This window comes from Bradyrhizobium rifense, assembly GCF_008123425.1.
Lineage (GTDB): Bacteria > Pseudomonadota > Alphaproteobacteria > Rhizobiales > Xanthobacteraceae > Bradyrhizobium > Bradyrhizobium rifense.
In genome coordinates this window covers 239,863-257,074 of sequence record NZ_VSSS01000024.1, presented here as the reverse complement: position 1 = coordinate 257,074, position 17,212 = coordinate 239,863, and the positions used below count along the sequence as shown (strand labels likewise).

The following is a 17,212-nucleotide window of genomic DNA, read 5'->3' as shown; positions in this document are numbered from 1 at the left end:
CATGATGAGCGCCAACTACATTTCCACCCTGATGCTGTCCTCGTCATTGAGGTATTCGATCACGAGCAACCAGGCTGCGCTGAGCAAGGCGTCGACGGAGGCGACCACCGGCCGCTTCGCCGATGTCGGCCTCGAGCTCGGTGCCACGACGGGAGGCGACGTCACCTTAAGGGCGGACATGAGCTTCGCCGACCAGCTCGTCGATACCAACGGGCTCGTCGCGGGACGCCTGGACGTGACCCAGGACCGCATCACCCAGCTCAGCTCGACCGCCACGGACTTCCTCAAGGACCTGATCGCGGCCCGCAGCACCGACGGCGGCGGGCGGATCATCCTGCCGCCTGCGTCCTCCAACCTTCAGGACCTGATCGGCGCGCTGAACATCTCCTATAACGGCTCGTATCTGTTCTCGGGCATCAACACGCAGAACCAGCCGGTCACGGCTTATGCCGCCGGCTCGGCCAGCAAGAACCAGGTCGATAGCGATTTTCTTTCGACCTTCGGCTTCTCACAGTCGTCGGCCAGCGTGAGCAGCATTACGCCTGCTCAAATGCAGAGCTTCCTCAACACCAGTTTCGATGCCGAGTTCGCAAGCCCGGCCTGGAACACCAACTGGTCGTCGGCCACCGACCAGGTCATGCAAAGCCGCATCTCCACGACCGAGATCGCCGACACCTCCGTCAGCGCCAACCAAACCGGTTTCCGCAAGCTCGCCGAGGCCTATACGATGATGGCCGATCTCGGGAACGCGAATCTGAACCAGTCGACGTTCCAGGTCGTCGTGGACAAGGCCATCGGCCTCGTCGGCAGCGCCATCACCGACCTTGCTGCGCTCGGCGGCAGCGTCGGCACGGTTCAGCAGCGGATCACCACCGCGACCGACAAGCTCAAGACCCAGAAAGACATTCTGAACAATCAGATCGTCGGCATGGAGCAGGTCGATCCGACGGAAGCGTCGGTGCGCGTCAATGCGCTGCAGACCCAGATCCAGACGGCGCTCGCGCTCACCTCGCAGCTCCAGAAGATCAGCCTGATCAACTATCTCTGAGCCTGAGCGGGGTTCGCGTTCGCTTTTCGTTTCTTGCAATTTTCTGCGCAGAGTTGTCCGGATGACTTTTGAAGCCTACGAAACGGTCGTTGAAGACAGCGGCTACGAGGCGCGGGGGCGCGAGCGCCAGGCGCTCAGCCTCGGCATCGACCGGCTGGAGCGGCTCCAGAGGGAGGACTACAGCAGGGAGGATCAGGTCCAGAGCCTGCTCTACGTCCGTCGGCTGTGGACCATCTTCATCGAGGATCTCACGCATCCGGAGAACGGGCTGCCCGAACAGCTGCGCGCCGACATCATCTCGATCGGCCTGTGGGTCGTCAAGGAAGCCGATCGCCTTCGCGAGGAACGATCGAACGACGTGATGCAGCTCGTCGAAATCAACCGCATGATCCGAGACGCGCTTTAATGAAGATTTCCTTGCGGGCGGGCGAACGGGTCTACATCAACGGCGCGGTGCTGCGCGTGGACCGCAAGGTCTCGCTCGAGCTCGTCAACGACGTGATGTTCCTGCTCGAAGGGCAGGTCATGCAAGCCTCCGACGCCACCACGGCGATGCGCCAGCTCTATTTCATGGTCCAGCTCATGCTGATGAACCCGACCGATGTCGGTGCCGCCGCCTCGCTCTATGGGCAGCACCACGCGGCCCTGCTCGCGGTGTGCGAAAACCCTGAGATGCTGGACGGGCTCGCCGCGATCGACGAGATGGTCGGCGGGACCCGCTATTTCGAGGCGCTCAAGCGGATCCGGGCGCTGTTTCCCCTGGAGCAGGCGATCCTCGCCGGCGCCACCACCGAGTCCCCAGTCCAGGCTGCCTGACAGCGGAGAGGCACATGAACGTCCCCAGCGCGACCGATACCACAAGCACCAATTCGACCAGCTCGACCTCGTCCACCACGTCGACGTCGAACAACACCGTCGACTACAACACGTTCCTGCAGCTCCTCATCGCCGAGATGAAGAATCAGGATCCGACCAATCCGATGGATACGTCGCAATATATGAGCCAGTTCGCCCAGCTGTCGTCGGTCGAGCAGGCAATGCAGACCAATACGAAGCTGGACTCGCTGCTGTCCTCGCAGGCGCTGTCGCAGGCGGACGGGCTGATCGGGAAGAACGTCAGCTTCACCGACTCGACCGGAGCGACCTTCACCGGCAAGGTCGCGTCGATCTCCATCAACAGCAACGGCTCCGTCGCGACCCTCGAAGACGGCACCAAGGTCGCGGTCGGCCCCGGGCTGACGATCAGCTAGCCATGAACGAGCGGGACGCCCTCGACATCGTCCAGGCGGCGATCTGGACCATCCTTGTTGCCTGCGGACCCGCGGTCGGCGCGGGGATGCTGGTCGGCATCGGTATCGCGCTGGTCCAGGCTCTGACCCAGATCCAGGAGGCGACGCTGACCTTCGTTCCGAAGATCGTCGTCATCCTTGTGGTCGTGGCCGTCTCCGGCTCCTTCATCGGCGCGCATATCTCCACCTTCACCGAGATGGTCTATTCGCGGATCGAGCACGGCTTCTGATCCGCGGAGCGCTCCGGCCACCACCCCCGCGTAAGCTTTGCGGGGCAAATTGCAGGCCGACCCTGCTGCCGGTGACCCATGGCCGATACTTTAGCTGCTAGCCTGCCGAACGCGCGACGCTTGGGCGCGGACGCCTTCTTTGCGGGCGGTATCGTGGCTATGCTCACGATCCTGTTCCTGCCGATACCTCCGATCCTGATCGACCTTGGCCTTGCCTTCTCGATCGCGCTGTCGGCCCTGATCCTGATGGTCGCGCTGTGGATCCAGCGTCCGCTCGACTTCTCCGCCTTCCCGACGGTGCTGCTGATCGCGACGATCCTGCGGCTGGCGCTGAACGTTGCAACGACCCGTCTGATCCTGTCGCGCGGCGGCGAGGGCGAGGAGGCTGCGGGCCATGTCGTCGCCGGTTTCTCGAAGTTCGTCATGGGCGGCGACTTCGTCATCGGCCTGATCATCTTCGCGATCCTGGTCACGGTGAACTTCGTCGTGATCACCAAGGGCGCGACGCGTATCGCCGAAGTCGGTGCCCGCTTCACCCTGGACGCCATCCCGGGCAAGCAGATGGCGATCGACGCCGACCTGTCGGCGGGCCTGATCGACGACAAGGAAGCTCAGCGCCGGCGCCGCGAGCTCGAAGAGGAAAGCTCCTTCTTCGGCGCGATGGACGGTGCCTCGAAATTCGTCCGCGGCGATGCCATCGCCGGCCTGATCATCACCGCGATCAACATCTTCGGCGGCATCATCATCGGCGTCACCCATCACGGTCTGACGCTGTCGCGCGCTGCCGACGTCTACACAAAACTCTCCGTCGGCGACGGTCTGGTCACGCAGATGCCGGCACTGATCGTGTCGCTTTCGGCGGGCCTTCTGGTCTCCAAGGGCGGCACTAGAGGTTCGGCGGAGCAGGCCGTGCTGCGGCAACTCGGCGGCTACCCGCGCGCGGTGTCGGCGGCGTCGTTGATGATGTTCGTGCTCGGCTTGATGCCGGGATTGCCGATGGCGCCATTCGTGCTCCTGGGCGGCGTCATGGCCTTCGTCGGCTACTCGCTGCCGAGGCGGCAGGCGGCCGCGCAGCAGAAGGAAGCGGCGCGCAAGGCGGAAGAGCGTGCGCAGAGCGATGCCAAGGAATCCGTCAAGGAGTCGCTCAAGACCGCCGAGATCGAGCTGTCGCTCGGCAGCCATCTGTCGGTCCATCTGCTCAGCTCGCGCAACGAGCTTGCCCACCGCGTCAGCAAGATCCGCAAGAAGTTCGCCAAGCAGTACGGCTTCGTCATTCCCGAGATCAAGCTGTCGGACAATCTGTCGATCGATCCCAAGAGCTACCAGATCCGAATCCACGATACCCGCGTCGCCCATGGCGAGCTCAGGATCGGCGAGGTGATGGTGCTGGTGGACAAGGATGGCAAGCCCGACGTGCCCGGCGACGAGGTGATCGAGCCCGCATTCGGCATGAAGGCCCTGTGGGTCACCGAAGCCTTCACCGATGAGGTCAGGCGGCAGGGCTGCAAGCCGGTCGACAATCTGTCGGTGCTGCTCACGCATCTGAGTGAGGTGCTCAGGGCGAACCTCTCCCAGCTGCTGTCCTACAAGGACATGCGCGGACTGCTTGACCGGCTCGAGCCGGAGTACAAGCGCCTGGTCGACGATCTCTGTCCGTCGCAGATCTCCTATTCTGGCCTGCTGGCGATCCTGAAGATCCTGCTGGGCGAGCGGGTGTCGATCCGGAATCTTCATCTGATCCTCGAGGCGGTCGCCGAGATCGCGCCTCATGTGCGGCGGTCTGAGCAGGTGGCCGAGCACGTGCGCATGCGCCTGGCCCAGCAGATCTGCGGCGATCTCTCCGACAATGGCGTGCTCAACGTCCTTCGCCTCGGCAACCGCTGGGATCTGGCCTTCCACCAGAGCCTGAAGCGCGATGGCAAGGGCGACGTCGTCGAGTTCGACGCCGATCCGCGGCTGATCGAGCAGTTCGCGACCGAAGCCAGCGCCTCGATCCGGAAATTCACCGAGGACGGCACCAGCGTGGTGCTGGCGGTGACCCCGGAAGCCCGACCCTATGTCCGCATGATCCTGGAACGGGTGTTCCCGACATTGCCGATCCTGTCGCATGTCGAGGTCGCTCGCAGCGCCGAGATCCGGGCGCTCGGAGCCATCTCGTGATCAGCGGCCTCGCCGACAACGTGCTCGCGACGTTCATCGTGTTCTGCCGTATCGGCTCCTGCCTGATGCTCGTGCCCGGTTATTCCAGCACGAACATTCCGCCGCAGATCCGCCTGTTCGTCGCGCTCGTCACGACGTTCGCGCTGTCGCCGATTCTGGTCTCGGTCCTGAAGCCGCTCGTGGACGATGCAACACCGCTAACGCTCGCGTTTCTGATCGGCACCGAAGTCCTGGTCGGCAGCGTCATCGGTCTCGGCGGGCGCGTGTTCTTCCTCGCGCTCCAGACCATGTCCACCGTCATGGCGAGCGCGATCGGGCTCAGCAACATTCCAGGCGTGCCGATCGGCGACAACGATCCGACGCCGGCGTCGGTGCCGCTGATCATGGCAGCGGTCACCACCCTGTTCTTCCTGACCGATCAGCATTGGCAGGTCCTGCGCGGGTTGATGAGCTCCTACGACGTCTGGCATCCCGGTGAGAAGCTGAGCGGCGAGATGGCGTTGAACCAGCTCGCCAGCCGCCTGACCGACGCGTTCGTGCTGACGCTGCGGATCACCAGCCCTTTCATCGTCTATTCCGTCATCGTCAATTTTTCGGTCGGCCTCATCAACAAGCTGGCGCCGTCGATTGCGGTCTATTTCGTCTCGGTGCCGTTCGTCCTGGTTGGCGGCCTTCTGCTGCTCTACCTCACCAGCGACGAGTTGCTGACGCAATTCATGCTCGGCATGTCGTCGTGGCTGGGATGACGGGCCATGACCTCGCGCGCGGACAAGCTCGGTCGGATCGTCTCGCTGGTGAAGCTTCAGCTCCGTCTGTCCGAATGGCAGCTGGCGCACTTGCGGCAGCAGGAGCAGACCATGCAGGATGAGCAGGTGTGGCTGGTCGGGACTCTGAACGAGGGAAAACCGCCGGCCGGATCGTCGAGCGATTCGCTTGCGAGGCGCCTCAACAGGACGACCGTCGGCGCGCGTGCCGTGCAGGAACGTGCCGCGATGCAGCTCGACAAGGTCCGCTCGGAGAACCGGCGCGTGAAACAGCTCGAGGAGGTCGCCAAGGTGGCGCTGGCCGAAAAGCTGCGCGACGCCGAGAAGCGCTCGCTCGCGGAAATGACGGAGACACATGCCGCCGTGCGTGATTTGACGCCGCGGCCAGCCAGCCGGAACAAGACATGATCGTGACACCGACATCCGACGTCGTCCTCGACGTCCTCGACGCCGCCGATCCGGTGACGCAGCGCGCCGCGACCGCGAAGCTCGACGCGCTGAAATCGTCGGACGCCGATTTCGCCGCGACGATGGACGCCGAGGCCACCAAGGCGGCCGCGGCCGATCAATCCGCCGCAAAGGTGGTGGAAGCGCAGTCTGGCGTGGTGAACGGGCCGCCGGTGCAGGTGATCAAGAAGCCCGGCCCGGACGAGGTCTATCGCAAGTTCGAAGCCTTCATTCTCCAGACCTTCGTCGAGACGATGTTGCCGAAGGAGTCGGAGGAGGTGTTTGGCAAGGGCACCGCCGGCGGCGTCTGGAAATCGATGCTGGCCGAGCAGCTCGGCGCCCAGCTCGCGAAGGGCAAGGGGATCGGAATTGCCAAGCAGCTCGCGTCCGCGCATCCGCCTGGTCCGGATGTGACGGGCAAGTCGGGCTGATGGTTCTGGGACATGGGTGACGAAAGTTGAAGGGTGAATTTGCTATGCAGGTAGAACAAGGCGCGACACTTCCGGTGATGGAGCAGCCGGTCGTTGAACGGCAGGTCTTGAACTCGCAGGTCTTGGACTCCCAGGTCTTGGACTCCCAGGTCTTGGAATCCGAGGTGATGACGGGGGCCGCGTCGGGCGATGCTCTGTTGCCCGTGCTCCTGTCGAATGTCGGTGGCGAGATGCCGTTCGACGAGGCTGAAGCGGCAAGATTGGAGGCGACGCGGGCCGAGGAGGTTAGTGGCCTGCTGTCCGCGATCCGCCGGCTCGAGAACATCGTCGAGGAAGAAACCGTCGCGCTCGCGACCGGACAGAAGGTCGATTTCGACGATTTCAGCATGCGCAAGAGCCGGAGCATGCTGGAATTCGTCCGCCTGATGCGGGCGCGGATGCATCTCGGCGGCGAGACCGAGATCACCGAGGAGATCCGGCAGCTGCGCGAGAAGCTCGAGCGAAACCGTTCGCTCCTCGAAATGCATTACGACGCCGTGCGTGAGGTCGCGACCATCATCGTCAGGGCGATCAAGGAGGCCGAGTCGGACGGCACCTATACCGGTCGCGTAGCGCGGGACGGAAAATGATCAAACTGGTGCTGGCCGGGCTCTGGGTATGCATCCTCACCGCGGGCACGAGCTATGGCGTGGCCTATTGGAAGGAAAACGGCACCTTGCTGCCCGCGAAGGACGAATATCTCGATGGGCTGCAATACCAGAAGACCCGGGCGCTGAGCATACCCATGGTCGAGAGCGGCGCCGTGCAGGGCTACATCGTCGCGCGCTTCGTCTACACGGTGGAGGCGCGAACCATGCACCAGCTCACCGTTCCGCCCGAGCCGTTCGTCGTCGACGAGGCCTTCCGCAGGATCTATGCTGACGACAAGCTCGATTTCAGGAAGCTCGCCCGCTACGACCTCGCCGTCCTCACCGCAGGAATCAAGCAGCGCGTCAACGAGCGGATGCAGGCCGACATCGTCCAGGACGTTCTGGTCGAGGACTTCAACTACGTCTCCAAGGAAGAATTCCAGCAGAAGCCGTAACGCGCCGGGCCGCGTGGCTTCGCCGGCGTAACGACGTTTCTTGCTGCTGGAAACAAACCGGCCTCTGCGGATGTCCCCGCAGAGGCCGGTTTTCGTTTGCGAGCCGTGGCTTAAAGCATGATCCGGAAAAGTGTGCGGCGGTTTTCCCAATAGATCATGCTCAAACAACAGTCCAAAGCGCGATGAGGATTCATTCTCATCGCGCTTTGGCGCCTCAGTTGCCGGCCGGATATGCCGCCGGGGCGGCATGTGCCCGGTTCAGGAGGATGCCGACCTCGTCGAGCTCCTGCAGCGGCTCGTCGACGGCCTCATTGGCTGGGATGTTGAGCCGGTATCCGACGTAGCGCCGTGCCACGATCGCGTCGAAACCGAGTCGGTCACGCAGTTTCTTGCGCAGCTTGCTGACGTGGCTTTCGATCACGCTCTCATCGAACGTGGATTCGAAGATGCCGTAGACCGCGTTGAAGATCTGCGTCTTGGTGATCCACTTGCCGTGATTGCTGACCATATACTCGAGAATGCGCAGCTCGCGGCGGGGCAGGGTGAGGGCGTGGCCCGCGATCTCGGGGTCACGTCCGTTGAAGAAGACCTGGATCCTGGTCTCGCAGGGCCTCGGCAGCTCGCCCACCCGGCGGCGGGCGATCGCAGCCGTTCGGGCGAGGATCTCACGCAGGTGAATCGGCACGTGAACCACGTCGTCCACGCCGGATTCAAACAGCTCCAGCGTGTTCTTGAGCATCTTCTGGCCGCTCATGGCGATGATCGGAGCCGTGGACCGCTTCCGCATCGCCCGTGGCAGGCTTCCGCGGGCATCGCAGTCCCCCAGAAGGAAGGCATCGACCGCTGCCAGGTCCGATTCGTTCGCGGATTGCAGCCAGTCCCAGAATTCTCCGGAGGAGAATCCGATCGACGATACGCCCTCGCGAACGAGCCCTCCTACGTAGCTGTTCGTGACGCTCTCGCGATCATCAACGATTATGTACATCAGTCAGTCGCCCCTGTTTCGCACTTGCAGCGGCCGGGAATTTGTTGTGATGCCCCGGCTCGACGCCATGCTGTTTGACGATATTTCCCTCCCGCGAACCGTTGTTATGGTTTCGATATTCGCGGGCAGCCCTACGCATTCAGTGCCTGCGTGAGCAGGCCTGCTACTTCGACTCGATACTGAACGCTTACTGCGTGAGGCCCGGCGGGTGTCTTACGGATCACCCCGCGCGGAGCGGTGAGACAGCGACCTAGAACAGTTGCGCCACGTTGCTGTGCGTCCGAACGCTACTGAACTCAGTCGATCTCCTCGCCAACTGGCGAGAATCACTTGAGTAGGACCGTAACAATTGCCGATTTCCGATCAAGCGTGCGAAACAAAGCGTTTGCTACGTGTGCTTGATGCTGTTGGTTTGTTTCTGGTTGTTTCTTTGTATGTCTAGACTCATCAATTGGTTTGATAGCCAAACTACTTTTGCACCGTGACGGTTATAAGGTTCCGTATGCCCGTACAAATACAGCTATTTTGGGTAGTGCCGCAGCACCGTCGCAGGGAGGAGTTTTCAACCCGGGATTGACTCTCCTGGCCGCGCACCCGCCTGCGACAATTCGACTCATGTATGGCAGTGAGACTCCAGCTTGGCGAAATCTTGGCGAGTGTGTGTCTTTCGAGTCGCACTTTCGCCGCGTGCATGACGCGTTGGACTCATTCGACGTCGCATTGTTTGTGACGAACAGATTTTTTGATGCGCACGTTTCAGGCAAGCTTCACCAACTAGCTTCGTTCAACAGATCGAAAACGAACGGAGCATTTTCAAATGTTGTCCGATGGAAAAACGCGCCCCGCCGAAACTGCGGATTTAACCGCAGCGGCGAAGCCGGCTCCGGAAGCGCGCGACACGAAGACCAATAATGCGCCGCGCGCGGCCAAGCCCGCGACAGCAGCGAAGCCCGTGTCGGCCGCGAGCGACGAAGTTGCGGCCAAGGCAGCGCTCGAGGGATTGAAGCGCATTCGCGCCAAGGCGCGCCTTGATAAGATGGCGATACCAAAGCCTGCGCCGGTGGTGATCAAGCCGGCGGTGATCGTGGCCAAACCGCCGCCGCCGCGTCCGACATGGGTCGCACCGCTCGCGACATTGGCGGTTGCCGCCGTCCTGGTGGTGTGTGCCTGCACCGGCTTCATTGCCTATCTCACCACGCAGCCGAGCCAGACCAATGTTGCGGCCAACGCCGAGATCAGGAATCTGCGCGATACGGTCGCGCAGCTGCGCAAGCAATTGTCCGGCGTGTCCGAGAATCTCGACGGTCTGCGAACCGCGGTCGATCAGTCGAGCAAGGCGACCAGCGATCGCTTTGGCCGGTTCGCCGAGAATCTGGATCGTATCGAGCGTGTGAGCTCGTCCTCGACCGCGAAGCTCGACAGGCTCGCCCAGGCCCAGGTCCAGCCGCCGACTCCGGTTGCCGTGCAGCCGTCGCCGGCGATGCCGATGATGGCCTCGGTCGCGGCACCCGAGACCACGGGGTCGGTGTCTCCGGCCGAACGCAGCTCGGCACCGCGAAAGGCGGTCAAGGGCTGGTCGGTCCGCCAGGCTTATGAAGGCATTGCGATCCTGCAGGGGCCGAGCGGTGTCATCGAGGCCGTGCTCCGCCAGCAGGTCCCGAATCTCGGTCGCATCGAGGAGATCCGGAACGAGAACGGCCGTCTGGTGGTGGAAACCAGCGGCGGCGTCGTCTACTCAGCGCGCAAATGAGCGGCGGACCGTTCTATTGGCGGTGATGCTCGAAGCTGGTGCATAGCAGGTCGATCTCGGCTTCGGCGATCGGCGCGCGAAACAGCCGGCAGGTGAATTCGACCGTCGTCTTGTTCTCGGACGCAGTGCGATCCTCCCGCAGGAAGATGCATCGCTTGCAGACGTCGGTGTGGTGCCGCTGTTCGGCGGCATCCGCCTGATCGAGCACGTGTCGCAAGGTGTCGCGAAAGCGGATCTTGCCGTCGTCATCGAGGACGGCAATGGCCTCGACGAGGCCATTGACGGGGTCGCGCGCCAGAAACTTCTTGCCCTGCTGCGTCACGCTCAGCGTCACCGAACGCTTGTCCTTGGTGGAGCGCTTTCGCTCGACATAGCCGAGACGCTCGAGCTCGCCGATGATGAACGAGGCGGTGCCGCGCGTGGTGCCGACATAGCTTGCCAGCGCCGATGGCGTCCTTGAGAACCGGTTGGCACGGGAGAGAAAGCGCAGCGCCATCCACTCGCGATCGCGCATGCCGTGCTTGGTGCCTTCGAACCACAGGATTCGCGCCACCTGTCCCAATAATTCAATTGCTTCGCGAGCCAAATTCATTTCGATGCCAGATCGGATAAAGCTTTATTCAATTGATGCGTTGGGTGCGCAATCGCTGCGGGTCAGAATGAAGCTGTCGAGCTTCGCTCGAAGCGGAAACAATTGCCGCGCTTGGAAGACGCTTCTCCGTTCTGGAGATGGAACATTCGGGAGTGGAACTAGAGCGTCACGAAGAAAGTTCGAGTAAATATGACGGCTCAACTGATCTGAAAATTTCAGTCAAATGACGCGGGCGCGCGCTCAAATATCGGACTGTGTGCTGTGCATGGGCAACATGATGTGTCATTGCGACCACGATCGAGCCGAATGTTGCGGCGAAACGTTTCGAATTGCGCGAAGCCGCACACAACCTGCAACGCGTGATGGCGCCGCGGGCAGCGGGAGAACCCCTCTTTTCGGTTAATGGATGTTGCGATGCAATGCGGTCACGCGGTTAAATCGGGCGAACAGATCGGGGAATTCAAGCGTGTCGCTGGGAAACGAGCAAGCCAAGCCTTTTCAAGTTCAGCCTCGCCAGGCAGAGCCGTTCAATGTCAAACGCGCAGCACTGGCCGCCACCGTCGGCAACATGCTCGAGTTCTACGACTTCATCACCTACAGCTTCTTCGCGATCCAGATCGGCCACACCTTCTTCCCGACCGGAAGCGAGTACGGCAGTCTGATGCTGTCGCTTGCGACCTTCGGCGCCGGCTTTGTGACGCGGCCGCTCGGCGGCATCGTGCTCGGCATCTATTCCGACCGGATCGGCAGGCGGCCGGCCATGCTGCTGAGCTTCGCGCTGATGGGGGCGGCGATCCTGACCATCACGTTCACGCCGTCCTACAATACGATCGGCATTGCAGCGCCGATCATCGTGATCGCGGCCCGCATGGTGCAAGGCTTTGCGCTCGGCGGCGAGGTCGGGCCGACGACCGCCTATCTGATCGAGATCGCGCCAATCGAGCATCGGGCGCTGGTGGTGGCGTGGCAGCCGGCGAGCCAGGAGATCGCGGCGACGGCCGGGGCGCTCGTCGGCGTCATCCTCAGCAAGACCATGGCGCCGGAGATGCTGGACGCCTATGGCTGGCGGCTCGCGTTTCTGATCGGCGCGGTCTGCCTGCCGTTCGGCGTCTGGATGCGCCGGACCCTGCCGGAGACGATCCCGCAGGCCGAAGCCGGTGCCGCCGCGAAAGAAAGCACAGGCCATTTCTCGCAGGCCCGCCGCCACTCTCGCCTGATCGTGCTGGCGCTGATGGTTCTGGCCAGCGGCACGATCTCGACCTATGTCACGCAATACATGACGACCTATGCGCAGAACACGCTGCATGTCTCGTCGACTTTGGCGTTTGGCGTGTCGCTGGTCAGCAACGCCATTCAGTTCGCCGGCGCGCTGGTCGGCGGCTGGCTCGCCGATCGTCTCGGCCGCAAGCCCATCATGATCTGGCCGCAGCTCGCAACACTGTTGCTGACCTATCCGGTCTTCCTATGGATCGTCCATGCGCCCGGTACGCTGTCGCTGCTGGTCGGGTTTGGCCTGCTCTCCGTCATCGGCTCGCTGCCTTTCACAGCGTTTTATGCGACCTTCACCGAGGCGCTGCCCCAGAACATCCGCGGCGGCGTGTTCGCCACCGTCTACGCAGTCGCGATCGCGAGCTTCGGCGGCACGGCGCAGCTCGTGGTCACCTGGCTGCTCCATGTCACCGGCGATCCGCTGGCGCCGGCCTGGTACCTGCTGCTTGCGGCGATCGTCGGACTTGTCGCGATGAGCCTGATGCCGGAGACTGCGCCGGTGAAGCAGCGCGATCGCTAGATCTGAAAGGTCTGGCGCTCGCAGGCTGGTGATTTGCGTTTCGCCGGCAATTATTGGCGAATGCGTCGCCTGAAGGATCAGGGCAAGACACTAGCGCAAGGCATCAGGAAGGATCGCCGATGAGCATTGAGACTACCATTACGTCTGACGTCGTAGGGCTGATCAAGCCGCCCCCGGTCTCGCGCCGCGGCTTCATGAGCGCCACCGCCGCCGTTGCTGCGGGCTACACGCTTGCGACAGGTCCCGTCCGCGCCGAGGTGATCACGACCGACACCAGCGGCCTCCAGGCCGGAGATGCCAAGATCAAGGTCGGTTCCGAGGAGATGCCGGCCTATTTCGTCCGTCCCGCCAGCAGCACCAAGGCGCCGGTGATCATCGTCGCGATGGAGATTTTTGGCCTGCACGAATACATCAAGGACGTGACGCGGCGCCTCGCCAAGCTCGGCGCCTTCGCGGTCGCGCCCGACTATTATTTCCGCAAGGGCACCGACCTCACCAAGATCACCGACATCAAGGACCTCTTGCCGGTCGTCAATTCCAAGCCGGACGCCGAGCTGCTGTCCGATCTCGACGCGACGGTGGTCTGGGCGGGATCGCAGGGTGGCGACACCGCCAAGCTCGGCATCATCGGCTTCTGCCGCGGCGGCCGCACGGTCTGGGAATATGCCGCTCATAGCGGCACGCTCAAGGCCGGCGTCGCCTTCTACGGTCCGCCGGTCGATGCGCCCAATCCGCTGTGGCCGAAGAGCCCGCTGCAGCTCGCGCCCGAGATGAAGGCGCCGGTGCTCGGCCTCTATGGCGGCGCCGACACCGGCATTCCCGTGGCCCAGGTCGAGCAGCTCAAGGCGGCGCTCGCGGAGAACAAGAAGACGGCCGAATTCAAGATCTATCCGGAAGCGCCGCACGGCTTCCATGCCGATTACCGCGGCAGCTACCGCAAGGATGCCGCGGAGGACGCCTGGAAGCAGGCGCAGGCCTGGTTCAAGAAATACGGCGTGTTGAGCTGACGCTGAATATCAAAGGGCGGCCGATCGGCCGCCCTTTCTACTTGAGTGCGGGCCGGTCTCACTTCGTCATCGCGCCATAGACGATGTCCTGCACCTGCTCGCGATAATATTTCCTGAGCTCGCCGGGCGCGGCCGTTCCCACCACCACGACAAGCCGCTCCTTCGGATCGCAGAAGAACTGCGTCCCGTAGGCGCCGTTCCAGGTGAACTCGCCGGGATTGCCGGGAACCGACGAAAGCCCTTCGCTGGTGCGGACCGCGACCGCGAGACCAAAGCCGAAGCCGGCACGATGCGGCTCGATATTGGCCACGTTGTTCTTGATCTCGGGGCCGAGATGGTTGCTCGTCATGTGATGGACGGTCTTGGGCGAGAGGATACGCTGGCCCTCGAGCTCGCCGCCATTGAGCAGCATCTGGCCGAAGCGAATGTAGTCGCCGACCGTCGCAAACGAGCAGGCGCCGCCGCAATCGAACTTGGTCGGGGTATCCAGCAGCTTGATGGCCTGCGGTCTTCCGGTCAGCGGGTCGTTGGCAAAGGGACGAGCGAGGCGAGGGCGCTGTGCGTCGGTGGGATGGAAGGTCGCGTCCTTCATGCCGAGCGGCTGCCAGACATTGGCGGCGAGATAGTCGCCGAGATGCTGCTCGCTGACCTTCTCGACCACCGCGCCAAGCACGTCGATCGAAAAGCCGTACTCGAATTCAGTCGAGGGCTGATGCACCAGCGGCAGCTTTGTGATGCGCTCGATGAAGGCCTGCGTGTCGCCTTCGATCGCTGGCGCCGTGCCCTCGGGGTATTGACGCGCCAACACGCTGGAGCTGTCCGGGCGGCCGCCATACATCAGGCCGGACGTGTGCCGATACAAATCGTGGATGAAGATCGGTGACGCCTGCGGCTCGAGCTTCAGGGAGCCGTCGGCCTGCTGAACGCCGACTTGCATGTCGGCAAAGGCGGGAAAGTAATCGGACAGTTTTGCCTGGAGCGGCAGCTTGCCTTGCTCCATCAGCGTCAGGCCGGCAACCGCAGCCATCGGTTTCGTCATCGAGGCCAGCGCGAACATCGCGTCAATGGGCATCGGCGTGCCCTTTTCCGGATCGAGCATGCCATAGGCCTTGTAGTGCACGAGCTTGCCGTCCCGCGCGATCGCGACGACCGCGCCCGGCACGCGCTTGGCAGCGATCTCGCGCGCGAAGAAGCTGTCGAGCCTTGCAAGGCCCTGCTTCGAGAAACCGGCGTCGTCGGGATTGGCCTCGGGCAGCGGCGCGGCGCGCGCTGCTCCGAGCGTGATGACGGCAGCCGCCGCGATCATGGCGATCGTCTTGTTCATTGTATCCTCCCAAAGGCGAGCTCGTTATGCGGTGGCTCGCTCCACGCCTAGATCACGACCGCGCAGATGCGAAGTCAAGCGTGGGCAGGGCATGTCTGGGACGCGCCCGGAACCTTATCGTCCGTCGCCTTCGCGCCACAGCGCATCGAGGCCGTGCCGATAGGTCGGATAGGCCAGCGCGACGCCGAGCTCGTGCTTCAGTTTTGCGTTGGCGACGCGGGCGCTGCTGGCATAGAAGCTGCGCGCCATCGCCGACATCTCGGCGGTCGCGAACGGTTCTTCGTCCGGTGGCGCAATGCCCATCAACTGCGCGGCGTAGGCGATCACGTCCTGGGGCGGCGCGGGCTCGTCGTCGCAGACATTCCAGATGCCGCCGCTGTTGTGGCTGATCGCGGCCACGATGGCGCTGGCGATATCGTCGACATGGATGCGGTTGAAGACCTGGCCGGGCTTGATGATGCGGCGCGCCGTGCCGCTGCGCAGCGTCACCAGCGCGTTGCGGCCCGGACCGTAAATGCCGGCAAGCCGCAGGATCGCGACGTCGCCTTGTGCCATTTCCGCCCAGGCCTGCTCCGCCGCGACCCGCATCCGCGCGCGGTCGAGGGTAGACTGCGGCGGCGTGCTCTCGTCGACCCATCCGCCGGCGTGATCGCCGTAGACGCCGATGGTGGAGAGATAGACGACCTTGCGGCGCCTCGCCGCCAGCACATCGCCGAGCGCGGCGATTGCGGGGTCGCCGGTGCTGCCCGGTGGGATCGATACGAGGAGGACATCGGCATCGCTGATACGGCCGACCGTCGCGTCAGCCGGACGGCTGCCGGAAAAGCCATGCACCTCGATCCCTGCAAGGTCGTCCCGCGCGGTGGGGTCGCGGACCGTGCCGGCGACATGCGAGAAGCTGCCGCCGAATTTGCGGACGAAATGCCGGGCGCTGTAGCCGAGGCCGAGGATGAAGAGCCGCATGCGTCTCCCGTGAGTTCCTGTTCGCGCCACCCGGCGCGTCCCCGCTCATAAGAGATTTTTGGGTCCGGCAAAAGATATTGCGATTGTACTCGCCTGCTGCCTCGGGCGATGGTCGCTCGTGACAGGGAGGCTCGACCATGCAGGCGGAACTGGCCACCATGGCGCCATCCGGCGCGGCGGAGCTGATCCGGAACGCGGTCGCGCTGATCTTCGATGTCGACGGGACCCTCGCTGAGACGGAGGAGCTGCATCGGCGGGCCTTCAACCACGCCTTTGCCCGTCACGGTCTCGATTGGCATTGGGACCGGGTCGCCTACAAGGATCTGCTGCGCGTGACCGGCGGCAAGGAACGCATCCGCGCCTTCCACACCAGGCAGTGGATCGCGCCGCCCCTGTCGGATGCGGATATTGCCGTGCTCCATCGCATCAAGACTGCGCATTATGCCGAGCTGGTCGAGACCGGCTGCTGCGCCTTGCGGCCCGGTGTGACGGAGCTGCTCATTGCGGCCAAGGCGCGCGGCCAGCGGCTCGCGATCGCGACCACGACCTCGCACGGCAACATCGGTGCGTTGCTGTCGCGGGCGCTGGGGACGCGCTGGGCCGCGGATTTCGATGCGATCGTTGCCGGCGACGATGTGAGGCACAAGAAGCCTGCGCCGGATGTCTATCTCGAGGTCCTGGCGCGGCTGAAGCTGGCGCCATCCGACTGCGTCGCGATCGAGGATTCCGCCAATGGGCTGATCGCGGCCTCGCGGGCCGACATTCCCGTGCTCATCACCCGCAGCCTGTACTTCCGGGATGACGATTTCAGCGCGGCGCGGGTGGTGCTGGACGATCTGTCGGAACTCGCCGCCGAACCAAAAACCGCAAAACAACCCCATGCACAGTAGAACGCCGTCGCGGTCAGTGCACCCGGTGACTTGCTCTATCGTCCTCAGCCTGCTCGACAATCTGCGCGATTGGGCTCGACTGGTGATGCACCAGCCGCCAGCCGTCGCCAACGCGCCGAAAATGGTTGGCGGCGGCCAAGGCGGTGCCGTCGACGATCTCGATGCAGAGCACGCGCGCACTGTCGCCGTCGACGATCGCCTGCGGCTCGGCGCAGACGATCTGCGGCCGTTCCGGATTTTGCAGGATGTCGCGCCAGCTTCCGATCACGGTGGCGTGGCCGACGATCGCGGGCCAGCCGGGATGAATGCAGGAAATGGCGTCGTCATCCGCCCACATCCGCTTCATTTCGTCAAAATCGCCGGTCGAAAAGGCGGCGTAAAAAGCCGCGTTCGCGGCGATGACCTTGCTGTCCTTTGCCATGCCTCTCGGGTGCGGCAACGGCACGCAAAAATCAAGCG

General features: G+C 63.4%; 20 protein-coding genes. 15 read left to right on the top strand and 5 right to left on the bottom strand.

Features of this window, described 5'->3' with window-relative positions:
• Window position 1 precedes the first annotated feature (1 nt).
• From FXB40_RS14950 to FXB40_RS14900, 11 genes are all read left to right on the top strand, one after another.
• On the top strand, window positions 2-1,048 hold the full coding sequence (locus tag FXB40_RS14950) for a flagellar hook-associated family protein (protein WP_148772944.1): 1,047 nt from the start codon (window positions 2-4) through the stop codon (window positions 1,046-1,048).
• 61 nt (window positions 1,049-1,109) lie between these two features.
• Window positions 1,110-1,454, top strand: coding sequence for a flagellar biosynthesis regulator FlaF (gene flaF / locus FXB40_RS14945; protein ID WP_148772943.1), 345 nt, complete (start codon window positions 1,110-1,112; stop codon window positions 1,452-1,454).
• Window positions 1,454-1,864 carry a flagellar biosynthesis repressor FlbT gene (gene flbT / locus FXB40_RS14940; RefSeq protein WP_148772942.1) on the top strand — a complete coding sequence of 137 codons (411 nt, stop codon included), beginning with the start codon at window positions 1,454-1,456 and terminating at the stop codon, window positions 1,862-1,864. The genes flaF and flbT overlap by 1 nt, the downstream gene beginning before the upstream one ends.
• Before the next feature lie 14 nt (window positions 1,865-1,878).
• A complete protein-coding gene (gene flgD / locus FXB40_RS14935; RefSeq protein ID WP_148772941.1) occupies window positions 1,879-2,298 on the top strand; it encodes a flagellar hook assembly protein FlgD in 420 nt (139 codons plus the stop codon).
• 2 nt (window positions 2,299-2,300) lie between these two features.
• Window positions 2,301-2,567 carry a flagellar biosynthesis protein FliQ gene (fliQ, locus tag FXB40_RS14930; RefSeq protein ID WP_148772940.1) on the top strand — a complete coding sequence of 89 codons (267 nt, stop codon included), beginning with the start codon at window positions 2,301-2,303 and terminating at the stop codon, window positions 2,565-2,567.
• A 78-nt stretch (window positions 2,568-2,645) separates the two neighbouring features.
• A complete protein-coding gene (gene flhA / locus FXB40_RS14925; RefSeq protein ID WP_148772939.1) occupies window positions 2,646-4,727 on the top strand; it encodes a flagellar biosynthesis protein FlhA in 2,082 nt (693 codons plus the stop codon).
• Window positions 4,724-5,473: a flagellar biosynthesis protein FliR gene (fliR, locus tag FXB40_RS14920; protein ID WP_148772938.1), complete on the top strand. Its 750-nt coding sequence runs from the start codon at window positions 4,724-4,726 to the stop codon at window positions 5,471-5,473. Before flhA ends, fliR begins: the two co-directional genes overlap by 4 nt.
• Before the next feature lie 6 nt (window positions 5,474-5,479).
• Window positions 5,480-5,899 carry a hypothetical protein gene (locus FXB40_RS14915; protein ID WP_148772937.1) on the top strand — a complete coding sequence of 140 codons (420 nt, stop codon included), beginning with the start codon at window positions 5,480-5,482 and terminating at the stop codon, window positions 5,897-5,899.
• Window positions 5,896-6,369: a rod-binding protein gene (locus tag FXB40_RS14910; protein WP_148772936.1), complete on the top strand. Its 474-nt coding sequence runs from the start codon at window positions 5,896-5,898 to the stop codon at window positions 6,367-6,369. The genes FXB40_RS14915 and FXB40_RS14910 overlap by 4 nt, the downstream gene beginning before the upstream one ends.
• Before the next feature lie 44 nt (window positions 6,370-6,413).
• Window positions 6,414-6,998 (top strand): flagellar biosynthesis protein FlgN, encoded by a 585-nt coding sequence (locus tag FXB40_RS14905; RefSeq protein ID WP_148772935.1) that lies wholly within the window; start codon window positions 6,414-6,416, stop codon window positions 6,996-6,998.
• Window positions 6,995-7,453 (top strand): hypothetical protein, encoded by a 459-nt coding sequence (locus FXB40_RS14900; protein WP_148772934.1) that lies wholly within the window; start codon window positions 6,995-6,997, stop codon window positions 7,451-7,453. The genes FXB40_RS14905 and FXB40_RS14900 overlap by 4 nt, the downstream gene beginning before the upstream one ends.
• A gap of 214 nt (window positions 7,454-7,667) precedes the next feature.
• Here FXB40_RS14900 and FXB40_RS14895 read toward each other — a convergent pair whose 3' ends face one another.
• Entirely contained in the window at window positions 7,668-8,438 is a 771-nt protein-coding gene (locus tag FXB40_RS14895; protein ID WP_148772933.1) for a response regulator transcription factor, read from the bottom strand.
• A gap of 817 nt (window positions 8,439-9,255) precedes the next feature.
• Between FXB40_RS14895 and FXB40_RS14885 the strand changes: the two genes are divergently transcribed.
• Window positions 9,256-10,188: a hypothetical protein gene (locus FXB40_RS14885; protein WP_148772932.1), complete on the top strand. Its 933-nt coding sequence runs from the start codon at window positions 9,256-9,258 to the stop codon at window positions 10,186-10,188.
• Window positions 10,189-10,201: 13 nt separating this feature from the next.
• Here the strand turns inward: FXB40_RS14885 and FXB40_RS14880 are convergent, their stop codons facing one another.
• Window positions 10,202-10,780, bottom strand: coding sequence for a MarR family winged helix-turn-helix transcriptional regulator (locus FXB40_RS14880; RefSeq protein WP_148772931.1), 579 nt, complete (start codon window positions 10,778-10,780; stop codon window positions 10,202-10,204).
• A gap of 568 nt (window positions 10,781-11,348) precedes the next feature.
• Between FXB40_RS14880 and FXB40_RS14875 the strand changes: the two genes are divergently transcribed.
• Window positions 11,349-12,569 (top strand): MFS transporter, encoded by a 1,221-nt coding sequence (locus tag FXB40_RS14875; protein WP_246207622.1) that lies wholly within the window; start codon window positions 11,349-11,351, stop codon window positions 12,567-12,569.
• A 119-nt stretch (window positions 12,570-12,688) separates the two neighbouring features.
• Window positions 12,689-13,576, top strand: a complete 888-nt coding sequence (locus FXB40_RS14870; RefSeq protein WP_148772930.1) for a dienelactone hydrolase family protein — start codon at window positions 12,689-12,691, stop codon at window positions 13,574-13,576.
• 58 nt (window positions 13,577-13,634) lie between these two features.
• Here FXB40_RS14870 and FXB40_RS14865 read toward each other — a convergent pair whose 3' ends face one another.
• Both FXB40_RS14865 and FXB40_RS14860 read right to left on the bottom strand, forming a co-directional pair.
• Window positions 13,635-14,900 (bottom strand): serine hydrolase domain-containing protein, encoded by a 1,266-nt coding sequence (locus FXB40_RS14865; RefSeq protein ID WP_148772929.1) that lies wholly within the window; start codon window positions 14,898-14,900, stop codon window positions 13,635-13,637.
• A gap of 114 nt (window positions 14,901-15,014) precedes the next feature.
• Window positions 15,015-15,863, bottom strand: coding sequence for an SDR family oxidoreductase (locus FXB40_RS14860; protein ID WP_148772928.1), 849 nt, complete (start codon window positions 15,861-15,863; stop codon window positions 15,015-15,017).
• A 137-nt stretch (window positions 15,864-16,000) separates the two neighbouring features.
• Between FXB40_RS14860 and FXB40_RS14855 the strand changes: the two genes are divergently transcribed.
• Entirely contained in the window at window positions 16,001-16,753 is a 753-nt protein-coding gene (locus FXB40_RS14855) for an HAD family hydrolase (RefSeq protein WP_187436888.1), read from the top strand.
• A 13-nt stretch (window positions 16,754-16,766) separates the two neighbouring features.
• On the opposite strand, the gene FXB40_RS14850 is transcribed toward FXB40_RS14855, so the two are convergent.
• Complete coding sequence (locus FXB40_RS14850) at window positions 16,767-17,174, bottom strand: nuclear transport factor 2 family protein (protein WP_148772927.1); 408 nt, start codon at window positions 17,172-17,174, stop codon at window positions 16,767-16,769.
• Between the last annotated feature and the right edge of the window lie 38 nt (window positions 17,175-17,212).

What these genes read in the sequence shown, in the direction of transcription:
- FXB40_RS14950 (WP_148772944.1), top strand. Translation starts at nt 2, where the DNA reads ATGATGAGCGCCAACTACATTTCCACCCTGATGCTGTCCTCGTCATTG.
- FXB40_RS14915 (WP_148772937.1), top strand. Translation starts at nt 5,480, where the DNA reads ATGACCTCGCGCGCGGACAAGCTCGGTCGGATCGTCTCGCTGGTGAAG.
- FXB40_RS14865 (WP_148772929.1), bottom strand. Translation starts at nt 14,900, where the DNA reads ATGAACAAGACGATCGCCATGATCGCGGCGGCTGCCGTCATCACGCTC.
- FXB40_RS14900 (WP_148772934.1), top strand. Translation starts at nt 6,995, where the DNA reads ATGATCAAACTGGTGCTGGCCGGGCTCTGGGTATGCATCCTCACCGCG.
- FXB40_RS14850 (WP_148772927.1), bottom strand. Translation starts at nt 17,174, where the DNA reads ATGGCAAAGGACAGCAAGGTCATCGCCGCGAACGCGGCTTTTTACGCC.
- FXB40_RS14910 (WP_148772936.1), top strand. Translation starts at nt 5,896, where the DNA reads ATGATCGTGACACCGACATCCGACGTCGTCCTCGACGTCCTCGACGCC.
- FXB40_RS14880 (WP_148772931.1), bottom strand. Translation starts at nt 10,780, where the DNA reads ATGAATTTGGCTCGCGAAGCAATTGAATTATTGGGACAGGTGGCGCGA.
- FXB40_RS14860 (WP_148772928.1), bottom strand. Translation starts at nt 15,863, where the DNA reads ATGCGGCTCTTCATCCTCGGCCTCGGCTACAGCGCCCGGCATTTCGTC.
- flbT (WP_148772942.1), top strand. Translation starts at nt 1,454, where the DNA reads ATGAAGATTTCCTTGCGGGCGGGCGAACGGGTCTACATCAACGGCGCG.
- FXB40_RS14875 (WP_246207622.1), top strand. Translation starts at nt 11,349, where the DNA reads ATGCTCGAGTTCTACGACTTCATCACCTACAGCTTCTTCGCGATCCAG.
- flgD (WP_148772941.1), top strand. Translation starts at nt 1,879, where the DNA reads ATGAACGTCCCCAGCGCGACCGATACCACAAGCACCAATTCGACCAGC.
- FXB40_RS14885 (WP_148772932.1), top strand. Translation starts at nt 9,256, where the DNA reads ATGTTGTCCGATGGAAAAACGCGCCCCGCCGAAACTGCGGATTTAACC.
- fliQ (WP_148772940.1), top strand. Translation starts at nt 2,301, where the DNA reads ATGAACGAGCGGGACGCCCTCGACATCGTCCAGGCGGCGATCTGGACC.
- flaF (WP_148772943.1), top strand. Translation starts at nt 1,110, where the DNA reads ATGACTTTTGAAGCCTACGAAACGGTCGTTGAAGACAGCGGCTACGAG.
- flhA (WP_148772939.1), top strand. Translation starts at nt 2,646, where the DNA reads ATGGCCGATACTTTAGCTGCTAGCCTGCCGAACGCGCGACGCTTGGGC.
- FXB40_RS14870 (WP_148772930.1), top strand. Translation starts at nt 12,689, where the DNA reads ATGAGCATTGAGACTACCATTACGTCTGACGTCGTAGGGCTGATCAAG.
- FXB40_RS14905 (WP_148772935.1), top strand. Translation starts at nt 6,414, where the DNA reads ATGCAGGTAGAACAAGGCGCGACACTTCCGGTGATGGAGCAGCCGGTC.
- FXB40_RS14895 (WP_148772933.1), bottom strand. Translation starts at nt 8,438, where the DNA reads ATGTACATAATCGTTGATGATCGCGAGAGCGTCACGAACAGCTACGTA.
- FXB40_RS14855 (WP_187436888.1), top strand. Translation starts at nt 16,001, where the DNA reads ATGCAGGCGGAACTGGCCACCATGGCGCCATCCGGCGCGGCGGAGCTG.